Annotated in this window: 20 protein-coding genes; 7 read left to right on the top strand and 13 right to left on the bottom strand. The window is 64.2% G+C overall.

Annotated elements, in window-relative coordinates; translation table 11 throughout:
- Nucleotides 1-73: 73 nt before the first annotated feature.
- From kdsA to PVW51_RS05670, 6 genes are all read right to left on the bottom strand, one after another.
- Entirely contained in the window at nt 74-907 is an 834-nt protein-coding gene (gene kdsA, locus PVW51_RS05695) for a 3-deoxy-8-phosphooctulonate synthase (RefSeq protein WP_269361372.1), read from the bottom strand.
- A complete protein-coding gene (locus PVW51_RS05690) occupies nt 904-2,673 on the bottom strand; it encodes a capsule biosynthesis protein (protein ID WP_274573934.1) in 1,770 nt (589 codons plus the stop codon). The genes kdsA and PVW51_RS05690 overlap by 4 nt, the downstream gene beginning before the upstream one ends.
- Nucleotides 2,648-3,310, bottom strand: coding sequence for an ABC transporter ATP-binding protein (locus PVW51_RS05685; protein WP_114275243.1), 663 nt, complete (start codon nt 3,308-3,310; stop codon nt 2,648-2,650). Before PVW51_RS05685 ends, PVW51_RS05690 begins: the two co-directional genes overlap by 26 nt.
- A gap of 129 nt (nt 3,311-3,439) precedes the next feature.
- Nucleotides 3,440-4,342 (bottom strand): cation diffusion facilitator family transporter, encoded by a 903-nt coding sequence (locus PVW51_RS05680; RefSeq protein WP_274573933.1) that lies wholly within the window; start codon nt 4,340-4,342, stop codon nt 3,440-3,442.
- A 66-nt stretch (nt 4,343-4,408) separates the two neighbouring features.
- Nucleotides 4,409-5,443 carry a permease gene (locus tag PVW51_RS05675; RefSeq protein WP_274573932.1) on the bottom strand — a complete coding sequence of 345 codons (1,035 nt, stop codon included), beginning with the start codon at nt 5,441-5,443 and terminating at the stop codon, nt 4,409-4,411.
- Entirely contained in the window at nt 5,436-5,780 is a 345-nt protein-coding gene (locus PVW51_RS05670) for an ArsR/SmtB family transcription factor (RefSeq protein WP_269361365.1), read from the bottom strand. Before PVW51_RS05670 ends, PVW51_RS05675 begins: the two co-directional genes overlap by 8 nt.
- 144 nt (nt 5,781-5,924) lie before the next feature.
- On the opposite strand from PVW51_RS05670, the gene PVW51_RS05665 reads away from it, so the two are divergent.
- The 4 genes from PVW51_RS05665 (at nt 5,925) to PVW51_RS05650 (ending at nt 8,414) form a co-directional block, all read left to right on the top strand.
- Nucleotides 5,925-6,512, top strand: a complete 588-nt coding sequence (locus PVW51_RS05665; protein WP_274573931.1) for a uracil-DNA glycosylase family protein — start codon at nt 5,925-5,927, stop codon at nt 6,510-6,512.
- Complete coding sequence (locus PVW51_RS05660) at nt 6,505-7,287, top strand: SseB family protein (protein ID WP_274573930.1); 783 nt, start codon at nt 6,505-6,507, stop codon at nt 7,285-7,287. Before PVW51_RS05665 ends, PVW51_RS05660 begins: the two co-directional genes overlap by 8 nt.
- Nucleotides 7,288-7,416: 129 nt before the next feature.
- The gene (locus PVW51_RS05655) at nt 7,417-7,941 is read left to right on the top strand and encodes a YHS domain-containing (seleno)protein (protein WP_274573929.1); all 525 of its coding nucleotides are present in this window, start codon (nt 7,417-7,419) and stop codon (nt 7,939-7,941) included.
- Nucleotides 7,942-7,976: 35 nt separating this feature from the next.
- Entirely contained in the window at nt 7,977-8,414 is a 438-nt protein-coding gene (locus tag PVW51_RS05650; protein ID WP_274573928.1) for a rhodanese-like domain-containing protein, read from the top strand.
- A gap of 27 nt (nt 8,415-8,441) precedes the next feature.
- Here PVW51_RS05650 and mdoH read toward each other — a convergent pair whose 3' ends face one another.
- The 7 genes from mdoH to PVW51_RS05615 all read right to left on the bottom strand — a co-directional run bounded on the left by mdoH (nt 8,442) and on the right by PVW51_RS05615 (nt 18,276).
- Nucleotides 8,442-10,325 (bottom strand): glucans biosynthesis glucosyltransferase MdoH, encoded by a 1,884-nt coding sequence (gene mdoH / locus PVW51_RS05645; RefSeq protein ID WP_274573927.1) that lies wholly within the window; start codon nt 10,323-10,325, stop codon nt 8,442-8,444.
- On the bottom strand, nt 10,322-11,851 hold the full coding sequence (locus PVW51_RS05640) for a glucan biosynthesis protein G (protein WP_274573926.1): 1,530 nt from the start codon (nt 11,849-11,851) through the stop codon (nt 10,322-10,324). The genes mdoH and PVW51_RS05640 overlap by 4 nt, the downstream gene beginning before the upstream one ends.
- The gene (locus PVW51_RS05635) at nt 11,848-13,104 is read right to left on the bottom strand and encodes an OpgC family protein (protein ID WP_274573925.1); all 1,257 of its coding nucleotides are present in this window, start codon (nt 13,102-13,104) and stop codon (nt 11,848-11,850) included. The genes PVW51_RS05640 and PVW51_RS05635 overlap by 4 nt, the downstream gene beginning before the upstream one ends.
- Before the next feature lie 20 nt (nt 13,105-13,124).
- A complete protein-coding gene (locus tag PVW51_RS05630; protein ID WP_274573924.1) occupies nt 13,125-14,474 on the bottom strand; it encodes a tetratricopeptide repeat protein in 1,350 nt (449 codons plus the stop codon).
- Nucleotides 14,475-14,757: 283 nt separating this feature from the next.
- Nucleotides 14,758-16,374 carry a thiamine pyrophosphate-binding protein gene (locus PVW51_RS05625; protein WP_274573923.1) on the bottom strand — a complete coding sequence of 539 codons (1,617 nt, stop codon included), beginning with the start codon at nt 16,372-16,374 and terminating at the stop codon, nt 14,758-14,760.
- Nucleotides 16,375-16,703: 329 nt separating this feature from the next.
- Nucleotides 16,704-17,264, bottom strand: a complete 561-nt coding sequence (locus tag PVW51_RS05620; protein ID WP_269361350.1) for a GcrA family cell cycle regulator — start codon at nt 17,262-17,264, stop codon at nt 16,704-16,706.
- Between the two features lie 103 nt (nt 17,265-17,367).
- Nucleotides 17,368-18,276: a DMT family transporter gene (locus tag PVW51_RS05615; protein ID WP_269361349.1), complete on the bottom strand. Its 909-nt coding sequence runs from the start codon at nt 18,274-18,276 to the stop codon at nt 17,368-17,370.
- A gap of 260 nt (nt 18,277-18,536) precedes the next feature.
- Between PVW51_RS05615 and PVW51_RS05610 the strand changes: the two genes are divergently transcribed.
- From PVW51_RS05610 to PVW51_RS05600, 3 genes are all read left to right on the top strand, one after another.
- On the top strand, nt 18,537-19,712 hold the full coding sequence (locus PVW51_RS05610; RefSeq protein ID WP_274573922.1) for an aspartate aminotransferase family protein: 1,176 nt from the start codon (nt 18,537-18,539) through the stop codon (nt 19,710-19,712).
- Nucleotides 19,713-19,785: 73 nt separating this feature from the next.
- Nucleotides 19,786-20,691: an ornithine carbamoyltransferase gene (gene argF / locus PVW51_RS05605; protein ID WP_269361346.1), complete on the top strand. Its 906-nt coding sequence runs from the start codon at nt 19,786-19,788 to the stop codon at nt 20,689-20,691.
- 7 nt (nt 20,692-20,698) lie between these two features.
- A complete protein-coding gene (locus PVW51_RS05600) occupies nt 20,699-21,742 on the top strand; it encodes a 2-dehydropantoate 2-reductase (protein ID WP_274573921.1) in 1,044 nt (347 codons plus the stop codon).

Genomic DNA, 21,742 nt, shown 5'->3' with positions numbered 1-21,742 from the left:
GCAGAAATTCCCAGGTGTTCTGGGTCACGGCAGGTGCTGGTCTGGTCACGCAGGGACCTCTTTCGTTCAGGTATCAGAAAGACAGGGGAAATTCTTTGGCCAGCGCGTCAAAGCGCATCAGGCTGGCGATCAGACCCGGCATCTGGTCGAGATAGACCATGTTCGGCCCGTCGCTGGGGGCGTTGTCGGGGTCTTCATGGGTTTCCATGAAAACCGCTGCCACGCCAATGGCCACGGCGGCGCGTGCAAGCACCGGCGCAAATTCGCGCTGTCCGCCCGATGACGTCCCCTTGCCGCCGGGAGAGGCCACCGCATGGGTCGCATCCATGACCACCGGGTAGCCGGTCTGTGCCATCTGGGGCAGGCTGCGCATGTCCGTCACAAGGGTATTATAGCCAAAGGAGGTGCCGCGTTCGGTCAGCAGGATCTTTTCATTGCCGGTCGATTTGATCTTGTCGACGATATTGCCCATTTCCCAGGGTGCAAGCCATTGGCCCTTCTTGACGTTCACCGCCTTGCCGGTCTTTCCGGCGGCCAGCAGCATGTCGGTCTGGCGGCAGAGGAAGGCGGGGATCTGCAGGATGTCCACAACCGCGCCCGCAATCGCGCATTGTTCTTCGGTGTGCACGTCGGTCAGCACCGGCACGTTATTGGCGCGTGCGACGGATTCCAGTACCTTCAACCCCTGATCAATCCCCAGGCCCCGCTTGCCCGAAAGCGAGGTGCGGTTGGCCTTGTCGTAGCTTGCTTTGAACACATATTGCGCCCCGGCTGCCGCACAGGCTTCTTTCATCCGGCCCGCGATCATCTGGGCATGATCCTCGGATTCCAGCTGGCAGGGGCCGGCGATCACCGTGAGCGGGCGGTCATTGCCGATAAGGATGTCACCAACGGGAACTTGCGTCATGAGGTTACCTGTTCTCTTAGGATCGCCGATGTCAGCGACAGCATGAGGTAGATGCCTGCAAAGATCAGGAAAGCCAAGATCGTGTTCTCGAATTTGCGCGGATAGGTGGGTTCTTGCGGTGCCACCGGTTCCACCGCAACGGTCAGGTAACGCACCTGGCGGTTGGCCTCGGCGCGGGCGGCCTCCAGCCCGGTCTGGGCCAGTTGCAGGTTGGTGTCCGCCGCAACCAGATCGGCCTGGGCCAGTTGCAGTTCAACCGCTTTCTTGGCCAGAGAATCCTCACCCTGTGTGGCCGAATTCAGCTTGGCATTCAGCTTGTCCAGCTGTTCGTTCAGGCGGCGCACGTCGCCCTGTGCGCCATCGACCTTGGCCTTGTTGGGGCGGGTGTTGTCCAGCAGGGCGGCCAGTTCCAGTTCCTTTTCGATCAGCAATCCTTCGTAGGTGGTGATCTGGGTTCTGATCGCGATGATTTCGGCCTCGGGGTCCACACCGTTCTGCACCTGAAGCTCGATCAGGTTCTGCTGGGCGGCGCGGCGCTTGTCCATCGCCTGCTCCAGCCCCTGCACCGCGTCAGCCATCCCGTCTTCGCGCTTTTTCTTGGACAGGTTGTTGACGCGTTCCTCCGCGTATTTCAGCAGGTTGCGCGAGAAATCGGCAGAGACATGCGGATCGGCGGCAATGACCTCCATCCGGATGACGCCTTCGGTCGGATCATAGCCGATCTTCACGTTCTTCTTGTAGACCTTATAGGCCTCTTCATTGGTCGGGTCATCGGTCAGGCGCTGGATCGGGTCCACGTCCGCATTCGAAAAATGCGTCTTGAAATTGGCGTCCGCATCCAGGCGCAGCATCGCGTCCTTGGATTGCAGATAGGCCTGTGTCGCGATGCTGTCCGCCGAGTTTGCGAATTGCGTCGGCAGCAGCCCGCCAAAGGGGCTGGTGCTGGTGCCTTCGCTCTGGATGATCAGGAACTGGCTGGTGGTCGCATACATCGGGGTCGCAACCTTGTAGAAATAATACCCTGCCGCAAAGGTCGGCAGCATGACAAAGAACGCCAGCCGCACCATCAGCAGCCCCAGCTTGCGGCGGCGGCGGCGCGAGATGTCGCGCTGGATGTCGCCGATTTCGCGCTGGCGGCGTTCGGCGGGGCTCAGCTCGGTCGAGGGCAGATTGATGCCGCCGCCCGCCGGCACGGTCTGGGGCAGTTGCACGCGGCCGGTTCCGGCGCCGCCCTGCTGTGCGGGCAATTGCGCCATCATGTCGCCGGGGCCGCCGTCGCGCTGTTCTCCGCCGGCCTGCGGCACCACCAGTTCGAGCATGTTCGAGCGCTGGAAGGGGTCGATCCCCTTGGACCGCAGCAGGCGCACCGCGTCAAAGTCGGAGGTGGGCGCAAGCCCGTGTTTCTGCGCCACGCGCCGCGCCATGCGCAGCTGACGGCCGGTCAGCCCCTCGCGGCGGATCGCATCCATGTCCAGCTCGCCCGCCACTTCCTTGGGGGAAGAAACCTCACCACTGCGGAGGGTGTCCTGCGGCGCGCTGTCCTCGGCCCCGGCTTTGGGCTGCGAAGCGGTAGGCGCCTGCGCTGCGGGCCTGGCACCGGACACCGGGACGGGACGCGGCCCTGCAGGGCGCGCGGATGTGGCGGGGCGTTCGGGCGTAACATGCTCTTTCGGCTGCGCACTGCCAAATTCGGCATGGTCTGCCGTCGGCATGGGGGGCACGCTCCGCTTGATGCGGAACTTACGAGCCTTGGGTTTCGTAGTCATAGAGCTGTTTCGCTTCTTCCAAGGTGTCAAACATATGCAGCTGCCCGTTCAGGAGAACGGCGGCTGAACGTGCGAATTTCTCAAGCGTCTGCGCCTGGTGCGAGACGATGATGATCGTGGTGGTGCGCAGACGTTCCTGAAGGATATCGCCCGCCTTGCGGTTGAACTCAACATCTGTTGTCGCAGGCATGCCTTCGTCGATCAGGTACATGTCGAAATCAAGCGCCAGCATCAGCGCAAAGGAAAACCGCGACCGCATGCCCGCCGAATAGGTGCCCAGCGGTTGATCGAAATATTCGCCCAGCCCGCAGAGCCAGCGGCAGAAGCTTTCCACATAATCCGGGTCCAGTCCGTAAAGCCGTGCGATATAACGGGCATTTTCCATCGCCGAAACCTTGGCGACGACACCGCCCATGAAGCCCAGCGGGAAAGAGATGTTGCAGCCGCGCCTGATTTCGCCTTCATCCGGCTTTTCAAGGCCGGCCATCATGTTGATCAGCGTTGTCTTGCCGGTCCCGTTGGGGGCCAGGATGCCCAGTGAACGCCCCAGTTCCACCTTGAAGGAAACCCGGTCAAGGATCACCTTGTGTTGGGTTCCGGTCCAAAAGGACTTGGAGACGTTTTCGAATTCCAGCATGCCTGTTTCGCTCGCGGTGTCTGATCTGATCCGAGTGCCCCGTTGGCCGTGGCTTGGGTCAGCCCTAGTGCCCAATTTTGTCCACATTATGTCTCATTAGGAAACAAATGTACAACGCGGCCCGGCAGGTCAGTGGCCGATCAGCAGGGGAGCCCGGCAGGCCTGGTCGGGCGTTTCCATTTCAAGCGTGGAATGGTGCAGGTGATGGGCTGCGGCCAGACGGGCCTTTACCGCGCTTCGGGTGGCATCGGCCGGGGCACCCGGATCCAGTACCACATGGGCATCCAGCGCGGTTTCATGTTCGCCCATCATCCACAGGTGGACATGGTGGGTGCTGGCCACGCCCGGGGTGGATTGAACGGTGTCGATCACGGCAGCGGTGTCCAGATCGGGCGGGCTGGCCAGCATGAGGATGCGCATCACGGCAGGCATTTCGCGCAGTGATTGCCACAGGATGTAGCCCGCGATCAGCAAGGTCGCCGTGGGATCGACCCAGGTCCAGCCGAACAGGATCACCAGGGTCCCGGCAAGGATCACCGCAACGGAGCCAAGCGCATCGGCCACATTGTGCAAAAAGGCCGCGCGGATGTTCACGCTGCTTTTGGACATCGTATAGGTCAGCGCCGCCGTCGCCAGGTCGATCGCCAGCGCGATTCCCGCCACGATCACGATGATCCAGCCCGCCACCGCGGAGGGTTCGAAAAAGCGCATCACCGCCTCGTAAACCAGGTAGAGGCCGATCACGATCAGGGTGGTGTAATTGACCAGCGCCGCGACGGCTTCGATCCGGCCATAGCCGAATGTCATCTGCGCATCTGCCGGGCGGCGGGCGATCTTGCGCGCACCGAAGGCGATGATCAGCGCGATGGCGTCCGAAAAGTTGTGCAGCGCATCGGCGATCAGCGACAGGCTGCCGGCAATCACGCCGCCGATGATCTGTGCCAGTGTCAGCGCCAAGTTCAGCGCGATGGCAAAGGCCACCTTGGCGTCGCCCGCTTCGGGATCGATGTGATGATGATGGTCGTGCGCCATGGTCTTCCTGTCCCTATTGGGTGGGGCGGCAGCGCGTGCAGCCCCGCTTGTTACGCGATGTAGCGGTCAGGCCACCGCCTGCCAGAGCAGCCCGGCAATGATCGCGCCGATCAGGGCAAAGCCGATATAGGCGGCAAAGACGCGCGGCTTGACCAGCGCCCAGACCGCAATGGCCGCCGGGATGCAGCTGACCCCGCCCGCGATGACAAAGGACATCGCGGCCCCCTGTGTCATGCCCTGCGCCAGCAGCGCATCCACCAGCGGCACGGCGGCATAGCCGTTCAGATAGGCCGGTGCCCCCACCAGCGCGCCCAGCAGGATCGGCATCAGGCCGGTGCCGCCCAGCACGCCGGCAATCCAGTCGGCGGGCACATAGGTCAGCATCAGCGCCTCGACCACATAGGCCAGGGTCAGCCATTTGATCAGGAACAGCGCGTTGTCCATGGCGGTGTCACGGAACACCTCGCGGCGCGCGCCCTCCTGCCAGAAGCGCCAGACCGGCTGGCCGGAGAAGGGTTTCTTGACGCTGCAGCAACCGCCCACCGCCGGGCGTTCGCGCAGCGGATCGGCAAAGAGCGGCGTGTTCGCGGCCAGCATGACACCGAAACCGCCGAACATGCCGATGCCGACGGCGGCCAGGGTCTTGGCAATGGCGAAATCCCAGCCCAGCGTGCCCGAGGTGATGGCGAACATCGCCGGGTCCATCAGCGGCGAGGCCAGCCAGAAGGCCATGACCGCGCCCAGCGGCGCGCCGACTGCCAACAGGGCCGCGATGAAGGGGATGACCTCGCAGGAGCAGAAGGGCGACAGCCCGCCCAGAAGCGCTGCCATGACGATCATCCGCGCCGGGTTCCCCTCGAAGGCGCGGGCCAGAAGCGTTTCGGCCCCGCTGGCCTTGAGATAGGCCACGGCCAGGACCGCAAAGGCGATGAAGGGGGCGGTGCCCGCCAGCGCCTTGCCCGCGAACACCAGGGTCGGGACAAGCTGCGGCAGGTCGAAGAGGGCCAGTGCCACCAGGATCGCGAGGGTGAAGGCCCATGCGCCGGGACGCCAGCGCAGCGCGGCGCTGAGGGTGTGTGAGGTCTGGGTGGTGTCAGCCATGGTCGTGGTCCTTGCAGGGGGCCGAGGCATCGGCACAGCATTCGGTCAGCAGAAAATGCGCAAGCGCCTGGATCTCGTCATAGGCGACGGCGGCGCAGATGGTGGAGCGGCCCGACCGTGTCTGTTTGACCAGACCGGCAGCGGCCAGCAGTTTCAGGTGGTGGGTGAGGGTGGAGCCGGTGACGCCGGTCCGATCCCCCAGCGCCCCGATGCTGAGCCCCTCTGGCCCTGCGCGGACCAGGCTGCGCAGGACGGACAGGCGCTGTTCGGAGCCGAGAGCGGCAAAGCTGGCAGCGGCCAGGGTGAGGGGCGGGGCGATATGCGATTCGGATTTCATATTTCTAGAAATATAGAAATGAAATTGTGGCGCAAGTTTTATTTCGATAATTCTCGAAGTGTTCTTTGCCGCGGTTGCGATGTGTATTTGAAGAACAATGAAACCGGGGTTTGGCAGAACACTCCGGTGGTGTATCTGGATGTCATGTCGGATATGCGTGATGAATTGCGGGCATGCAGCCTCTGCGCGGCGCGGTTTGCCGCGACGGCCACGGGGCATGCGCCGAGGCCGGTGGTGTGGTTTGCCCCAGGTGCGCGCATCCTGATTGCCGGTCAGGCGCCGGGGCTGCGCGTGCATGAGGCGGGCAAGCCGTTCCGGGACGCTTCGGGCAATCGTCTGCGTGACTGGCTGGGACTGGATGAGGCGCAGTTCTATGACCTTGGCAAAGTTGCGGTGATTCCGATGGCCTTTTGTTTTCCGGGTTATGACGCCAAGGGCAGCGATCTGCCGCCGCCACCCATCTGCGCCCGGACCTGGCGGGCGCGGGCGCTGGAGGTGGTGCCGGACATCCGCCTGACGGTGCTGATCGGCGGCCATGCGATGCGCTATCATCTGCCCGGGTTCAGGACAGTGAGGCAGGCGGTTGCCGATTGGCGCGACCATCCGCCGGGCGTCTTTGCCTTGCCTCATCCGTCCTGGCGCAATACCGGGTGGTTGAAGAAAAACCCGTGGTTCGAAGCCGAGGTTCTGCCCCGGCTGCGTGCCGCCGTTGCAGAGGTGCTGAATGACTGACCCGACCCCGCTGGACACCGCCCATGCCGCCATGACCGCGGCACAGGATGACGACACCGCCCGGTTGCGGTTCTTCGAGCGGATCGCGGATGTGGAACTGTACCTGCTGCTTGAGGCGGAGCCGGAGGGGGATCAGATCAGCCCGGTCCTGCTGGATGACACCTATGTGCTGGTCTTTGACCGGGCCGCGCGGCTGGGCGCCTATGTGGGGGAGCCCGCGCCCTATGTCGCCCTGTCGGGGCGCGCCATCGCGGGGATGCTGGAAGGGCAGCCGCTGGGCATGGCGGTGAATGTCGGGGTGGCGCCCTCTGAAATCCTGCTGCCCGCAGAGGCGCTGGACTGGCTGCGTGACACGCTGGCCCATGCGCCGGGTGAGGTCGAGGCCCGCATCGAACAGGTCCTGCCGCCAAAGGGGCTGCCCGAAACCCTGATTGCCGCGATCGACGCCAAGCTGGCAACGGCAACGGCGATGGCAGCGGGGGCTTTCCTGGTGGGGGTCTCATATGCGGGGGGCGGGCGTGGGCATCTGCTGGCCTTTGTCGGGGCGATCCCGCGCGCGCAGGATGCGCTGGTGCGCGCGGCCTCCGAGGCGCTGACCTTTTCCGGGATCGAGGCGGGTGCGATGGACGTGGGTTTCTTCGCGCCTTCCGATCCGGTGGTGGCCAAACTGGCGAAGGTCGGTTTGCGGTTCGACCTGCCGCAGGGGGAGGCCCTGCAACAAACACCGCGTTTGCCGCCAGGGTCGGACCCGGCAAAGCCGCCGATCCTGAAATAATCGGGCAGTTTGATCACGGGGCATGATAGATTGCCTCACGGGGCTGCGAGGTCACGGGTTTGTGGGATGCGATGGCGCAGGCGCATGGGTAGCCTTGGTGCAACGCAACGTTCACGGAGTATTTGAAATATGACCAGATTTACACTGACCCTTGCCGCAGCCGCCACGGCGCTGACCCTTGCCACACAGGCCTTTGCGGGGGATCAATATATTGATGAAACGGGCTTTGCCGCGTCGGGTTACGATGTGGTCGCCTATTTCGATCTGCCCCAGTCCGATCCGGGCCAGCCACAGCCCGCGGCGGTCCCCGGCAAGGCGGCCATCACCGCGGAGTATAACGGCGCGACCTTCGCATTCTCCTCGGAAGAAAACCGCGAAGCCTTTCTGGCCGATCCGGCGAAATATGCGCCGCAATATGACGGACATTGCGCCTATGGGGTCGCCAAGGGCGGCAAGGTGCCGGGCAATCCGAACCTCTGGCGCATTGTTGATGGCAAGCTCTACCTGAACATCACCAAGAACGTGGTGAGTTTCTGGGAGGAAGACATTCCCGGCAACATCAACCTGGCTGAGAGCAACTGGGTCTCCATCGAGCCCAAGGAGCGGTCGACCAGCACGATACCGAAGTTCACCTCTTCGGCACCGGTCAACTGAAACCTCGCGCCGGACCTTCCCGAACCCCGTCGCACATGTTGCGGCGGGGTTTCCTGCTGGTGGCGGTTGCGGTCGTGGCCACCGGCATATTTGCGGCGCGCTGGTACAACATCGGGGCCGAGATCGGTGAGGGTGCGCTGAGCGCGCCGGAGGCTTTGGCGCGGGCGCAGCTGGGCGAGATCCTGTTGGTGGATATCCGACGGCCGGATGAATGGCAGGCCACGGGCATTCCGCTGGGCGCGGTCCCGCTTGATCTGCGGCGCGATGACTTTGTCGAGGCGCTGCTGGCGGAGGCTGGCGGCGACAGGGCGCGGCCCGTTGCATTGATCTGCGCCCGTGGGGTCCGTTCCGCGCGGCTTGGCAAACGTCTGTCCCAGGCCGGATTCACCGCGATTCTGGATGTGCCCGAAGGCATGTTGGGTTCCGGTGCGGGGCCGGGGTGGCTGGCGCGCGGATTGCCGGTCATGCAATGACCGCGCGCCGGAGGGCAGGGCGCGCGGCTATTCCGCCGCGACCTTCTCGATTGCCAGCAGCCGGGACTTGATCTGTGTCCGCGCGCGCCGCGCCTGCGCAACGATGGCCGGTTCGCGCAGGGTATTGGGGCTGTCCATCCGAAAGCCCCGGCGCGTCACACCCGCGAGGTTCACGCTCGACAGGGCAGAGAGGGGCACTGCCATGACAAGGCTGAAGACGATCGGCACCAGCCAGAGCGAGATCAGCCCCGCCACAAGCCCGGACAGCAACAGCAGGCCCAGCAGGGTTTCCAGCCAGTGAAAGCCGATCAGCGTGCGCAGCGGATAACCTTTTGCTCCGCGCTGCTGCGGGGCCCAGGGCTCGCTGCGGGTCAATGCGGCATTCAGAACCGCCTTGGTCTGCTGGATCATCAGGATCGGGGCATAGGCCACCGAAAGGGCCACCTCCACCAGGAAGGACCCCAGAAAGGCACCCTTGCCGCCAAAAACCGCAACGGCCCTGGGGGTAAAGGCGATGATGCCCGCGCCCGCCACCTTGGGGGTCAGAAGCATCGCGTACATGATCACCAGAAAGACCGCGCTGTCGATATGGCTCATTGCCGGGGGCCAGTCGGGGAAGAACGGGTTCGCCTGATTGAAATAGCGCACCACATTGGTGTCCGCGTCCTTGCCCAGCAGGGACCAGATCACCAGCAGGACAAACCATGCCGGTGACAGCAGATAGGCGACCGCCCCGTGAAACAGGTGGAACCGAGACACCGGATGCAGCCCCGCCGTGCCCAGCAGGCGCAGGTGCTGCAGGTTGCCCCGGCACCAGCGCCGGTCACGCACCACATAGTCGATCAGCGTGCCGGGGGTTTCCTCGAAACTGCCGGTGACGCGGGGCAGGAAACGCACCCGCCAGCCCGCGCGGCGCAGCAGGCCCGCCTCGACAAAATCATGGCTGAGGATCAGGTCGTTGCGTCCGCCCGACGTGAGGTAGGGCAGCCCGGCGCTTTCGGCAAAGGCACGGGTGCGGATGATCGCGTTATGACCCCAGTAATTGCCTTCGTTGCGTGCCCACAGGGCCAGCCCCTCGGCCAGCAGCCAGCCATAGGCGATGTTGGAGAACTGCTGGATGCGGGCGAACAATGTATTGGCCCCGATCAGCATCGGGAAGGTCTGGATCAGCCCCGCGTCGGGGTCTGCGGAAAGTTCGCTGGCAAGCCTGTCGATGGCCCGGCCGGTCATCAGGCTGTCGGCATCCAGCACCACCATGCCTTCATAGGCGGCGCCCCAGCCGGTGATCCAGTCAACCAGGTTGCCGACTTTCTTGTCCGTGTTCTTGGCGCGGCGGCGGTAGTATACGTTCATGCCCGCGGGCGCTTCGGCCCGCAGCTGGGCAAAGGCGCGCTCTTCCTGCGCGACAATCGCCTCGTCCCGCGTGTCGGACAGGATGAAAAGCGTGTAGCGGTGTGGCCCGGCGCGGCGGTGCAGATCGGCCAGCATGGCGGTGGCGTTGCCAAAAACGTCCCATGGCACCTCGTTGTACACGGGCACCAGAAGGGCCACGTCGAGGGAACGCACCGCATCCGGCGCACGTTCGTCGGCGCGTTGCCGCGCGAGCAATCCGGCAATCGCCACGCCCACGGTGCTGACCGAGAGCGTCACCCAGACAAAGGTCGCCCCGATCATGCTGAGCAGGGCCCATTCGAGCCAGGTCATCCCGGCACCGGCCAGCCAGCCGTAAAGCCCGTACATCAGCAGGCCGGTCCCGATCAGTGCCGGGCCGAACACCGCCAGGCGCCAGCCGAGCGAACGGGGCTGGACCGTCGTCGCGCGGCGGACGGGCGGGCGTGAAAAATCCTGTATCTGCATGGCAAGCGGTGCCCGGCTTGGCATGGTGTCGTCAGTCGGCGGATGTTCAATCATGTTCTAGTCCAACGGTATAACCAGACTTCGCTTAACGGTTCCCCCGCGAGGCGCAGTTGCGCGCGGAATTCCGCGAAGGCTGCATCTTCGGGTTGAAACGTAAACGCCAGACGCGGGCCGTTGGTTTCGGGGTTGCGTTGCAGGATCCCCGGTGTGAGCGGAACTTCGCCCCCGCGAATGACAACTTCGATCTCCGACAGGTCTTCGGGCACTTCGGGACCGGGGGCAAAGTCGATCACCACGACCTGACCGCCCTCCATCCTGCCGCCGATGGCGGTGTTCAGGACCTTGACCGGCACATCCGCAGTGACCGCCACGGGGTCGGCCCCCCAGTGCATGGTATAGCTCATCTTGTGTTCCGCCCCGGCGGGCAGCGGGGTGGCAGGCCGCCAGTAGCTGACGATATTGTCGTAGATCTCAAGATCGGCCGGGATCTCGACCAGGGTCACGGCGCCCTTGCCCCAGTCTTCACCGGGTGTGATCCAGACGGCGGGGCGGTTGTGATAAAGCGCCTCCAGATCGTTGAAGTCCGAGAACTGCCGCTTGCGCTGCAACAGGCCAAAGCCGCGCGGGTTGTTGTCCACGAAGCTGCTGATCTGCAGGTTCAGCGGGTTGGATAGTGGGCGCCAGATGACCTCGCCGATGCCGTTGTGCATCAGCAGGCCGTCACTGTCGTGCACCGCCGGGCGGAAATCCGAGAACCGTTGCCGCATGGTGTCGTCGAACAGGAACATCGAGGTCAGCGGCGCAATGCCCAGGTGGGTCAGCTCTTCGCGGGCGAAAAGGGTTGCGCGGACCTTCATCTGCAGGACGGGACCATGGGTAATCTCGAACCGGTAGGCACCGGTGCAGGAAGGGCTGTCCAGCAGGGCATGCAGCACCAGGCTGTTGCTGTCGGCCGCGGGACGTTCCAGCCAGAAGGCGGTGAAATCGGGAAATTCCTCGCCTGCCGGATCGCCGGTTTTCAGCGCAAGGCCCCGTGCCGACAGGCCATAGGTTTCGCCCGTTCCGATGCCCCGGAAATAGCTGGCCCCCTGGAACACGGCGTATTCCTGAAAGATGCCCTGCTTTTCCAGCTCTGCCCGCAAGCGCAGGCCGGAATAGCCCAGGGTGTCATCCACGGGAAGATCGGGGAACTGGTCGGTCCTGTCAAAGACCCCCATGTCAAAGGCGATGGGCCTTGCCTCTCCCTCTGCCACGACATGCATCGCCACGGCCTGCGGGAAATAGAGACCGGGCGGGAACACATCGACCCGCTGTGGCACGTCGGTGCCTTCCCACAGGGCGTTGCGCCCGTCGAACCAGATCTGCCGGTACTGGTCGTAGGTCAGCTTGCGCCAGGCTTCGGGAATCATCGGGCGCGGGGCATAGGGCTTGCTGGCCAGAATGCGCGCGCGGTTGGTGACCGTATCGGGGCCAAAGGGTGCAGCCGTCTCTTTCAGGGCAAGCCTGTTGTCCCCGGCCCAGGCTGTGGCGGGCAGGGCGGCCAGGGCGGCAATTGCTTTCAGTACGTCGCGGCGGATCATGATGTGGCCCTCTTCTGACGCCAGGGTTGGGATTTGAACCAGCCTGCCCCATAGGCCACCGCGACCAGCAGGGCGCAGCCGACCAGGTTCACGGCCAGGGTGATGAAGACACCGCGCCCGATCACATCCATGACAAAGCCCAGGACGCGCGCGGTGAACATGCTGAAGACAAACACGGCAAGGCTTTGCTGGCCGACCTTGAGGATCACGGTCAACAGACCCTCGCGCAGGCGTGCCGCAGCACCTGTGCCGCGTGCCAGAAGGTTCTTGCCCTGATCCCCTGCCAGCACCCAGCAGATATAGGCAAGGCTGAGAAAGTGAACGTAGCGCAGGATGGCAAAATCCGTCTTGTCAAAGAGGGCCGCATTGGCCTTGCGCCAGTCGGCGGCCCATCCCAGTTCCAGCTCTCTCACGCCGATGTTGGACAACGGGATGTTGGCGATCACGATAAAGGCCGCCAGGCCAAACAGAAGCGGCGTGACCGGGGGTTTGGGCAGCCAGCCCCGCATGAAGGCAAAGCCGGTGAAGAAGATCAGCTGCCAGCCGAAGGGGTTGAAGAACCAGCCCCGGTCCGACCATGGCTCTGCCGGGAATTCAAGGTGCCACGCCCCCAGCCCCAGGGCCTGCAGCAGGGCGTCCTGTGCCAGCAGCCAGATGCCGATGACAAAGGCCGCGACCAGACGTTTGTCGACCTGTGCCAGCGCCATGACCAGCGGCATCAGAAGCAGCACGATCATGTACATCGGCAGGACGTCGAAATAGTTCGGGACGTAGCGCAGCGTCATGAAGGACAGCAGGATGTTCGAGTTCTCCCACTTGTCGCTTTCCACGAAGACCGGCCAGAGGTTCAGCTGGCCCCAGTAGTTCTGTCCGGTGATATCGAGGTCGGTCAGGTAGACAGTCATCGCCAGGGTGGCAAAGAACAGCCCGACATGTGCCCAGTAGACCTGCCAGACCCGGAACAGCACGCGGGCCGAGCCCAGAAACCAGCCGACGCGGGCAAAGGCCCCGCCAAAGGCGATGGCAGAGGCCATGCCCGAACAGAACACGAAAATCTCGGTCGCATCCGAAAAGCCCCAGCGCGCCGGGATCCAGAGAGACAGCAGGTTGCCGGGCGTATGCGCGAACAGGATGATGAACATCGCAAGGCCGCGGAAGAAATCCAGCCGCAGGTCACGGACGCGGGCAGGTGCCTGCGCTCCCAGGGCGGTGACAGGGCGAGAAGGCACGTGGGTGGTGTCGGCGATTGTCATTTAGTTGAGGGTTCTCGAAGCTATTGAGCGGGAATTCGTCGCATGCGTGACAGTTGGTCAAACCGGCTTTCGGCAAAGCGGTCCGCATGACCGTCACGCAATGCCAGCCGGTCCAGAAGGATCTGTTCTGTCGCGTGGAAATGGCCCGCGCGCAGGCCTGCGTCAATGGTCATTCGTTCAAAAACATCACGTTGCGCGTGACTTCCGCCGATGCTCTGCATTTTCGGCCGGGCGGCGCTCAGGTTTTCAAACGCATGGCCATAGCGGCCTTCGGCAAAGGCGGTGAGACCGGCCAGCGCGCAGAGGCCAGGATCGGCGACCCGCGCGGCCATATCACCGCTCTGGCGGGCATCGCGGGCAAAGCGGTCGGCCATCTCCTGCGCCGCGCGGCCCTTGCCGGCACCGGCCAGCGCAAGCTGATAATGCAGGTCGGCAAAGACGATGCAGCCGTCGTCGATGCGATTCTGGGCCAGGGCGCCCAGCTCGTCCCAGCGGTGTCCGACATCGACCCCGTCCAGCTCAAGCCGCATCAGCAGCGAGGTGGCATTGGCGATGTCGCGGTAGTCGTCCGTCTTGTCGGCACGAATCTGGCTGTCATAAAGCGCCAGCGCCACATCCAGCTCTCCCCGGTGCAGATGCAGCAGCGCCTTGTGCCACCAGACGTGATAGCGAAAGTTGTTGCTGCCTTCCCAGGCGCTGCGGAAATCCTCGATCAGGGCGATCCCGGCATCCGCCTCGTTGCGCATGTCGTGGACATGGGCGATGGCGTGCAGACCCCAGGCATCGTCGGGGGCCAGGGCCAACCCTTCGCGGCCCGCCCGTTCCGCCGCCGCGTATTCGCCTGTTTCCTCAAGCGTGAAGGCATGACAGCCCAGCAGGTAGCCGCGCAGCGGGTGGTCGGCGGCATGAGCGGGCAGCACCCGTTCCACCGATCTGCGCATGCCTGACGCATCCCCAAGGATAAAGCGGATGCCATGGCTTGCCTTGGCGCTCAGCGTGTCCTGTGGCCAGTGATCAAGGATACCTTCAAGGGCTGCGATGGCGCCCGTGGGGCTGTCGGCCAGCCAGTGATCCAGCGCGTCGAGCCAGCCCTTTTCGCGGGGGCTGATCTGCGTGTTCCGGGCAGCCTCATGGGCAGCCGTGCGGGCATCCTCGGCCACTTGCCACAGTTCGGCCCGGCCCATCATCAACGAGAACAGGCCACGGGCAGCATGTCCCATGGCAAAATCGGGTGCGGCGGCGAGGGTGTCGCCAAGGTGTTGCGGCGTCTCGGGCTTGTGCGCCAGAAACGCGCGGATCATCGCATTCCAGCTTTGCAGCGCAGCCGGGCGTGTCAGTGCGACGGGCGCATTGCAGATATCGTTCGTCATCAAGATGGCCTTCCGGGCAGCTTTCGGGTGCCGGTACCATACTGTCAAAGAGGCAGCCCGGGACCGCACATGGCTGTGTCACACGCCAACGTGAAGGGCCTATCCGGTTTCGTGAGCGATTGTGACAAAACCCGCCGAAACCTGCTCCGGGCTGAGCGGGTTCCTGCGCAAAATCGGTAGGTTGCAAGGCGTTGTGCCTATTTTTGCAACGAATCGATGCCCAGTTCAGCAATCGCCCGTGGCATGGCGGAAACGAAATGATGCGCATTTCGTTTCCGCCATACTAGATACGGCCATCATAGGCTCCCCTGTCGATCAGCGCGGCGATGACGGTGAATTTATCCGCGCGCAAAGCCTCTGTCAGAGCCGCTTCCAATCCTGCGCGGTCACGCACCGTGACCCCGACGCCGCCAAAGGCAACGCCCATCGCGGCAAAGTTGTGCTGCGCAAAATCGACGCCAAAGTTCGCCAGTTGCCGCTCACGCTGCTTCTTTTCGATCAGCGCCAGCGAGGCATCGACAAAGACCACGAAGATCGGCGCAATATCGAGCTCTGCGGCGGTGGCCAGCTCGCCAACCGCCATCAGGAAGCCGGCATCCCCTGAGAAGGAGACAACAGGCCGGTCGGGTGCGGCAAGCTTTGCCCCGATGGCCAGCGGCAGGGCACAGCCCATGGTGCAAAGCGCGGAAGATTGCATCAGGTCGCGGGGTGCATAACACTCCCACATCTGGCTCAGCAGGATGCGGTGTGCGCCGCTGTCTGCGCTGGCAATCGTGTTGCGCGGCAGTACTTTCCGGCAGCTGTCGATGATCGCGGCAGGGCCCCAGTCCTCGTCCCGGCGAAAGGCCGATGCCAGTGCGGTCCTGAGCTGGTAGATCTCTCCCTCCGGCCAGGTTTCGTCCGTGTCCAGCCCCTCGGAGAGGGCGGCAAGTGTCGGCGCGCAATCGGTGACGAAATTCAGCGTCCCCTGATGCATGTAGTGGTGGTTTGGCATGGCGCTGATGTCGATGACGTGCTTTTGCCGGGGGTCCCAGACATTGCGCCAGCCGGGGCGCATCTCGATCGGGTCATAGCCGACGCAAAGCACCAGGTCGGCGGCCTGCACAAAGGGCAGAATATGCTGATCCGCAAGGGGGGACAGGCCCGCGCCGCCCAGCGACAGCGCATGATCCTCGGGCAGGATACCCTTGGCCTTGTAGGTGGTGATGACCGGCACATGGTGGTCTTCGGCGAATTGCTGAACGGCGCTCTGCGCCCCTTCGTTCAAGGCATCGACACCGACGATCATCACCGGGCGGCGCGCCTGCGCCAGCCAGTCCCTTGCGGTGGCCAGGTCAGCCCCATGGGGCGCGCGGGCAGCGGCAGGCGCGCGCGCGGCAGGGGGCTCGGCCGGCACCTGGGCCTCTGCCACGGAAATCGGGACGTCGATATGGACGGGGCCATGACGCCCCTCGGTGGCGATGGCGACAGCCTTGTCCGCGATCAGATGCGCAGCCCCGGCGTTCAGGGTGAACTGGGCCTTGGTCAGCGGTTTGAAAACCGCAGCCTGATCCAGCACCTGATGGGTATAGCTTTGCGCCTCATCCGCATCCATGCAGCCCGACAGCACGATCAGCGGCACCTGATCCTGCAGGGCATTGGCCACCGTGTTGACGCCGTTCAGCGTGCCGGGCCCGATGGTGCCGACCAGAATGGCCGGGGCAAGGTCGCGGTGGTGGACCCCCTCGGCCATGAAGCCGGCGGCGTTCTCGTGCTTGGCCAGAATGAACCTGATCCCGGCTTTTTCCAGCGCATCAATGAGGGTCAGCACCTCGCCCCCCGGCATGCCAAAGGCGGTACGGCACCCTGCGGCATAAAGGCGGCGCGCAAGCGCATCGGCGGCGCGGATCGTATCGGGCATGGCGGGGCCTTTCCAGCAGGGTGACAGGATTATCAACCACGCGGCGCGGCAGGGCGCAACTCACGTGCGCGTTGGCTTTGTTGCAGGACAGACCTGAAACTTCGCAGATCACGTTGCACGTTCGACCGAGGGGAGCGGCGGCAAACAACTGGACCAGGTATGTCCAGAAACGCTTCGGCAGGGGTCTCACTCGCCCCGCGCGCGGCGATATCTAAATAAAAAGTGTTATTAACAATGTATTGGGTTCCCCACGGGGAACCCATCAGCTTCTCATTGCTGATGCCTGAATGCCTGACGGCACCTGGCGAAGTTTTTGCAGGAAATCCGGCTCAGCGGCGGCGGTCGCGCCGTGCCGACATCGGCTGAAAGGCCACCCCGACGTGGGCTTCGCAATAGGGCTTGCCCTGTTTGACGGGCAGCCCGCAGAACCAGAAATCTTCGGTCGCCGGGTCGCCGACAGGCCATTTGCAGGTCCGCTCGGTCAGGTCCATCAGGCCGATCTTCTTGGCTTTCTTCTCGACCTCGTTGACCTTTGCCAGCGCTTCCGGGCTGATCTCGTTGGCCGAGGGCTGTGGGGGCAGCGGCTGGCCTGCGGGAATGATCTGCTTGCGGGCGGGCAGGTTCGACCGGGGCGGTGCTGCCGCTTCGGTCTTCATCTCGGGCTTTTCGGGCTTCGGCGGCGCCTTGGGTTTGGCTTCCGGCTTCGGTTTGGTTTCCGGTTTGGCCGCTGCGGCCCCGGATGTGGCGCGGTTCGACAGGCCCAGACGATGCACCTTGCCGATCACGGCATTGCGCGTCACGCCGCCAAGTTCCTTGGCGATCTGGCTCGCGGACTGGCCTTCGCCCCACATCTTTTTCAGCGTCTCGACACGCTCATCGGTCCAGGACATCGCAGGTTTCCCCAGTTAAAAAGCGGCCCTTTTTGAGTGGCCGCTTTGTCAAAGTCAGGCCCCTATTCTAATCACTCCACTGCCGGGTGCAAGGGACGATGCGTCACACCGCGGTTGTGGGCCGGGGCGGCTCCGGTTTCAGCCGCGCCTCGCGCAGGGCCAGAAGGACGGCACCGGCGATGATGATGGCAGCGCCCAGAAGCGAAACCGCATCCGGGATGACCCCGAAAAACGCGATGTCATAGAGGGTGGCAAAGATCAGTGTGGCATAGCTGAAGGGCGCGACAAAGCTGGCGTCGGCGCGCGCCATGGCATTGACGAAACAGGTCTGCGCCAGCGCCATGCAACCGCCGATGCCCGCCAGCACGGCCCATTGCGCCGTGGTCGGTGGCTGCCACACCGGCAGAACCGCCAGCGTCGCGATGCCCAGACCGATGAAGTTGTTGACCAGCAGGATCTGGAACGGGTTTTCGCGCCGGGCCAGTTTCTTGATAAAGATGAGCTCCATCCCCATGACCATGGCCGCCCCCAATGCCAGCAGCGCGGCGGGCTGAAAACTGTCGGGCGTGGGCCGCAGCAGCACGGCCGCACCGGCCATCGCCATTGCCGCGGCGGACCAGCGGATGCGCCCGACCTTCTCGCCCAGCAGCGGGATCGCCAGCATCATCGCGAACACCGGGTTGAGAAAGGAGATCGCCGTGGCATCCGCCAGCGGGATGAAGGCGACAGAAGCAAACATCAGCGTGATCCCGCCCCAGCCGCAGGCGGTCCGGGCGATGTGCAGGCCCCAGTGGGGCCGCTCCAGGGCGGGGCGCAGGATCAGCGTGGCGCTGCCGATCACCACAAAGGCAAAGAGGAAACGGCCATGGCTGATCTGCAGCGCGGGCAGGGGCGCGCCGAAGGTGTCACCGCCCAGTGCCTTGGCCATCAGGGTCGTCGCCGCGATGAAGGCCGTTGCCACCCCGATCAAGCCGGCGGCAAGCGCGTTGTTCTGGACCCTAGCCTGATACATGCGGCCGGTATGGCCGCAACAATGTGCAGAGACAAGACGTCATTTTCGGGCTGGGCAAAAGGCGAAATGCGGCGTAATGAATGCGCCATGATCACGATGCGACATATCCCGTCCCGACGACGCCGCGGCTGAAACAGCCCAGCGTGACCTGCCGACCGCAGGTCTGATCCATGGTGCATTGCACCTCCCCAAATCTCTTGACCCAGCACGCCGCCCATGCCCATTTGGGCTTTTCGCGGCCCTATCCAAGGAAACTTCAGATGATCTCTTCTGTCCTGCCGACCTATAACCGTGCGCCCCTCAGCTTTGTGAAGGGCGAAGGCACCTGGCTGATCGAGGCGGACGGACGACGTTTTCTGGACCTTGGCGCAGGCATTGCCGTGAACGCGCTGGGCCACGCACACCCGGCGCTGACCAAGGCGCTGACGGATCAGGCCGGCGCCCTCTGGCACACCTCGAACCTCTACCAGATCCCGCAGCAGCAGGCGCTGGCGGACAAGCTGGTCGAACATAGCTTTGCCGATACCGTCTTTTTCACCAACTCGGGCACGGAGGCCTGCGAACTGGCGGTGAAGATGGCGCGCAAGTATTTCTACGACAAGGGTCAGCCCGAGCGGGTCGAGATCATCACCTTCGACGGCGCGTTCCATGGCCGGTCCTCTGCCGGGATTGCCGCCGCCGGGTCAGAGAAGATGACCAAGGGTTTCGGCCCCCTGCTGCCCGGCTTTGTCCATCTTGCCTTTGGCGACCACGAGGCGTTGAACGCCGCGATCACCGACGCGACCTGCGCCGTGCTGGTCGAGCCGGTGCAGGGCGAAGGCGGCATTCGCCCGCTACCCGATGCCTGTCTCAAGGGGCTGCGTGACCTCTGCGAGGAAAAGGGCATCCTGATGATCCTGGACGAGGTTCAATGCGGCGTGGGGCGGACGGGCAAGCTTTTCGCCCATGAATGGGCGGGCGTGACCCCCGACATCATGATGGTGGCCAAAGGCATCGGCGGCGGCTTTCCCCTGGGCGCCGTGCTGGCGACCGAGGAGGCGGCCAGCGGCATGACGGCAGGCACCCATGGCTCCACCTATGGCGGCAACCCGCTGGGCTGTGCCGTGGGCTGCGCGGTGATGGACATCGTTGCCGACCCGGATTTTCTGGCAGAGGTGAACCGCAAGGCGGGGCTGCTGCGGCAAAAGCTGGAGGGGCTGGTGGCCAGCCACCCGGATGTGCTGGAAGAGGTCCGCGGATCGGGCCTGATGCTGGGTCTGAAATGCAAGATCGCCCCCGCCGATCTGGTGGCCGCCGGTTACGGCGTCGAGGTGATAACCGTGCCCGCCGCCGATAACGTGGTACGCCTGCTGCCGCCGCTGAACATCACCGACGAGGAGATCGCCGAAGCGGTCAGCCGCCTTGATCGGGCCGCTGGCGCGCTTGCCGGGTCCTGATTTCTTTTTGGCCCATAAATATCCCTGCGACTCCGCCCGCCACGGGCGTGCGGTCGCCAAGTAAGAGACTGACATGACACACTTTCTCGACATCAACACAACCGATTCCGCCGATTTGCGGCAGATCATCGACAATGCCGCCGCGATGAAACAATCCCGCAACGGGCGGCCCAAGGGCGCGCCGGACGACACATTGCCGCTCAAGGACCACATGGTCGCCCTGATCTTTGAAAAACCCTCCACCCGGACCCGCGTGTCCTTTGACGTTGGGGTCCGTCAGATGGGCGGACAGACCATGGTGCTCTCGGGGGCCGACATGCAGCTGGGCCATGGCGAGACCATCGCGGACACCGCCCGCGTGCTGTCGCGCTATGTGGATCTGATCATGATCCGTACCTTCGAGGAACAGACCCTGCTGGACATGGCCGAATACGCCAGCGTGCCGGTGATCAACGGGCTGACCAACCGCAGCCATCCCTGTCAGATCATGGCCGATATCATGACCTTCGAGGAACACAACGGCCCGATCAAGGGCAAGCGGGTTGTCTGGTCGGGCGATGGCAACAATGTCTTTGCCAGCTTTGCCCATGCGGCCAAGCAGTTTGATTTTGATCTGGTCTTTACCGGCCCGCCACCGCTTGACCCGGAACCGGCGCTTGCCGGGCTCTACACGGTGGAACGCGATCCCAACAAGGCGGTCGAGGGCGCGGACCTTGTGGTGACGGACACCTGGGTCAGCATGCATGACCCCCAGTCGGCCCGCGAGCGCCGCCACAACCAGTTGCGCGGCTATCAGGTAAACGAGGCGCTGATGGCGCGGGCCAAGGAGGATGCCCTGTTCATGCATTGCCTGCCCGCCCACCGCGAGGATGAAGCGACCAGCGCCGTCATGGACGGGCCGCATTCGGTGATCTTCGACGAGGCCGAGAACCGCCTGCACGCGCAAAAGGCCATCATGCGCCACTGTCTGGGCCGATAGGACCGCAATGCGCGCAGACCCCAATATCGTCATAGCCGGTGCGGGTGCCATCGGCTGTTTCGTAGGTGGGGTGCTGGCGGCGGCGGGGGCACAGGTGACCTTGCTGCTCCGGCCAAGGGTCGCGGCGGAGATACATACCCACGGGCTGACCCTGACGGATTTCGACGGCATGGCGCAAAAGGTCAGCGGCGACAGGATGACCCTGTCGGAAGATCCTGCCTGCCTCGCCGACGCCGATCTGATCTTTGTGACGGTCAAATCGGGCAGCACCGCGCAGATCGCGCGGCTGATCGACCGGCATGCGCCCGCGAAATGCCCGGTGGTGAGCCTTCAGAACGGGGTGACCAATGTCCTGACGCTGCAGCGCCTCCTGCCGGGCCGCGACCTGCGCGGGGGGATGGTGCCCTTCAACGTGGTGCCGATGGGGCAGGGCGGCTATCACCGTGCGACCAGCGGCGATATCGTCATCGGGGCCGGGCCGGACGATCTGGGGGCCTTGCTCAGCGTGCCTTACCTGCGGGTCAGGGAAAGCCGCGATATCGACGCGGTGCAATGGGGCAAGTTCCTGATCAACCTCAACAATGCGCTGAATGCGCTCAGTGGCCTGCCGCTGAGGGCGCAATTGCACGACAGGGGCTGGCGGCGGCTGATGGCCGACCAATGGGCCGAGGCGCTGGCGGTGCTGCGCGCCGAGGGGATTTCGCCTGCCTCGACAACGCCGGTTTCCGTCGGTGCCGTCCCCTGGATCTTTCGGTTGCCCACGCCGCTTTTTACGCGGGTGGCCGCACAGATGCTGACGATCGACGATCAGGCCCGCGCCTCCATGTCCTATGACCTGATGGCACATCGCCCGACAGAGATCGACGCGCTGCAGGGCGAGCTTATCCGCATGGGCGCGGAACTGGGGCGCAGGACACCGGTTGCACGATTGGTGGCCGAACTGATCGAGACGGCTGAAATCGCAGGTCAGGGCCTGCCCAACTTGCCCGCCGCCGCATTGCGGGCCGAGTTGAAACGCACTGCTGCGCGGCCACGGGATCAGCAGGCCTGA

This window comes from Sulfitobacter sp. PR48 (assembly GCF_028807335.1).
In the GTDB taxonomy this organism is placed as follows: Bacteria; Pseudomonadota; Alphaproteobacteria; order Rhodobacterales; family Rhodobacteraceae; genus Sulfitobacter.
This window is presented reverse-complemented; position numbering and strand designations above follow the sequence as displayed.

What these genes read in the sequence shown, in the direction of transcription:
- PVW51_RS05640 (WP_274573926.1), bottom strand. Translation starts at nt 11,851, where the DNA reads ATGATCCGCCGCGACGTACTGAAAGCAATTGCCGCCCTGGCCGCCCTG.
- PVW51_RS05650 (WP_274573928.1), top strand. Translation starts at nt 7,977, where the DNA reads ATGTTGCGGCGGGGTTTCCTGCTGGTGGCGGTTGCGGTCGTGGCCACC.
- PVW51_RS05675 (WP_274573932.1), bottom strand. Translation starts at nt 5,443, where the DNA reads ATGGCTGACACCACCCAGACCTCACACACCCTCAGCGCCGCGCTGCGC.
- PVW51_RS05600 (WP_274573921.1), top strand. Translation starts at nt 20,699, where the DNA reads ATGCGCGCAGACCCCAATATCGTCATAGCCGGTGCGGGTGCCATCGGC.
- PVW51_RS05620 (WP_269361350.1), bottom strand. Translation starts at nt 17,264, where the DNA reads ATGTCCTGGACCGATGAGCGTGTCGAGACGCTGAAAAAGATGTGGGGC.
- PVW51_RS05635 (WP_274573925.1), bottom strand. Translation starts at nt 13,104, where the DNA reads ATGACAATCGCCGACACCACCCACGTGCCTTCTCGCCCTGTCACCGCC.
- PVW51_RS05680 (WP_274573933.1), bottom strand. Translation starts at nt 4,342, where the DNA reads ATGGCGCACGACCATCATCATCACATCGATCCCGAAGCGGGCGACGCC.
- PVW51_RS05630 (WP_274573924.1), bottom strand. Translation starts at nt 14,474, where the DNA reads ATGACGAACGATATCTGCAATGCGCCCGTCGCACTGACACGCCCGGCT.
- PVW51_RS05615 (WP_269361349.1), bottom strand. Translation starts at nt 18,276, where the DNA reads ATGTATCAGGCTAGGGTCCAGAACAACGCGCTTGCCGCCGGCTTGATC.
- kdsA (WP_269361372.1), bottom strand. Translation starts at nt 907, where the DNA reads ATGACGCAAGTTCCCGTTGGTGACATCCTTATCGGCAATGACCGCCCG.
- PVW51_RS05610 (WP_274573922.1), top strand. Translation starts at nt 18,537, where the DNA reads ATGATCTCTTCTGTCCTGCCGACCTATAACCGTGCGCCCCTCAGCTTT.
- PVW51_RS05660 (WP_274573930.1), top strand. Translation starts at nt 6,505, where the DNA reads ATGACTGACCCGACCCCGCTGGACACCGCCCATGCCGCCATGACCGCG.
- argF (WP_269361346.1), top strand. Translation starts at nt 19,786, where the DNA reads ATGACACACTTTCTCGACATCAACACAACCGATTCCGCCGATTTGCGG.
- PVW51_RS05625 (WP_274573923.1), bottom strand. Translation starts at nt 16,374, where the DNA reads ATGCCCGATACGATCCGCGCCGCCGATGCGCTTGCGCGCCGCCTTTAT.
- PVW51_RS05665 (WP_274573931.1), top strand. Translation starts at nt 5,925, where the DNA reads ATGTCGGATATGCGTGATGAATTGCGGGCATGCAGCCTCTGCGCGGCG.
- mdoH (WP_274573927.1), bottom strand. Translation starts at nt 10,325, where the DNA reads ATGATTGAACATCCGCCGACTGACGACACCATGCCAAGCCGGGCACCG.
- PVW51_RS05655 (WP_274573929.1), top strand. Translation starts at nt 7,417, where the DNA reads ATGACCAGATTTACACTGACCCTTGCCGCAGCCGCCACGGCGCTGACC.
- PVW51_RS05690 (WP_274573934.1), bottom strand. Translation starts at nt 2,673, where the DNA reads ATGACTACGAAACCCAAGGCTCGTAAGTTCCGCATCAAGCGGAGCGTG.
- PVW51_RS05685 (WP_114275243.1), bottom strand. Translation starts at nt 3,310, where the DNA reads ATGCTGGAATTCGAAAACGTCTCCAAGTCCTTTTGGACCGGAACCCAA.
- PVW51_RS05670 (WP_269361365.1), bottom strand. Translation starts at nt 5,780, where the DNA reads ATGAAATCCGAATCGCATATCGCCCCGCCCCTCACCCTGGCCGCTGCC.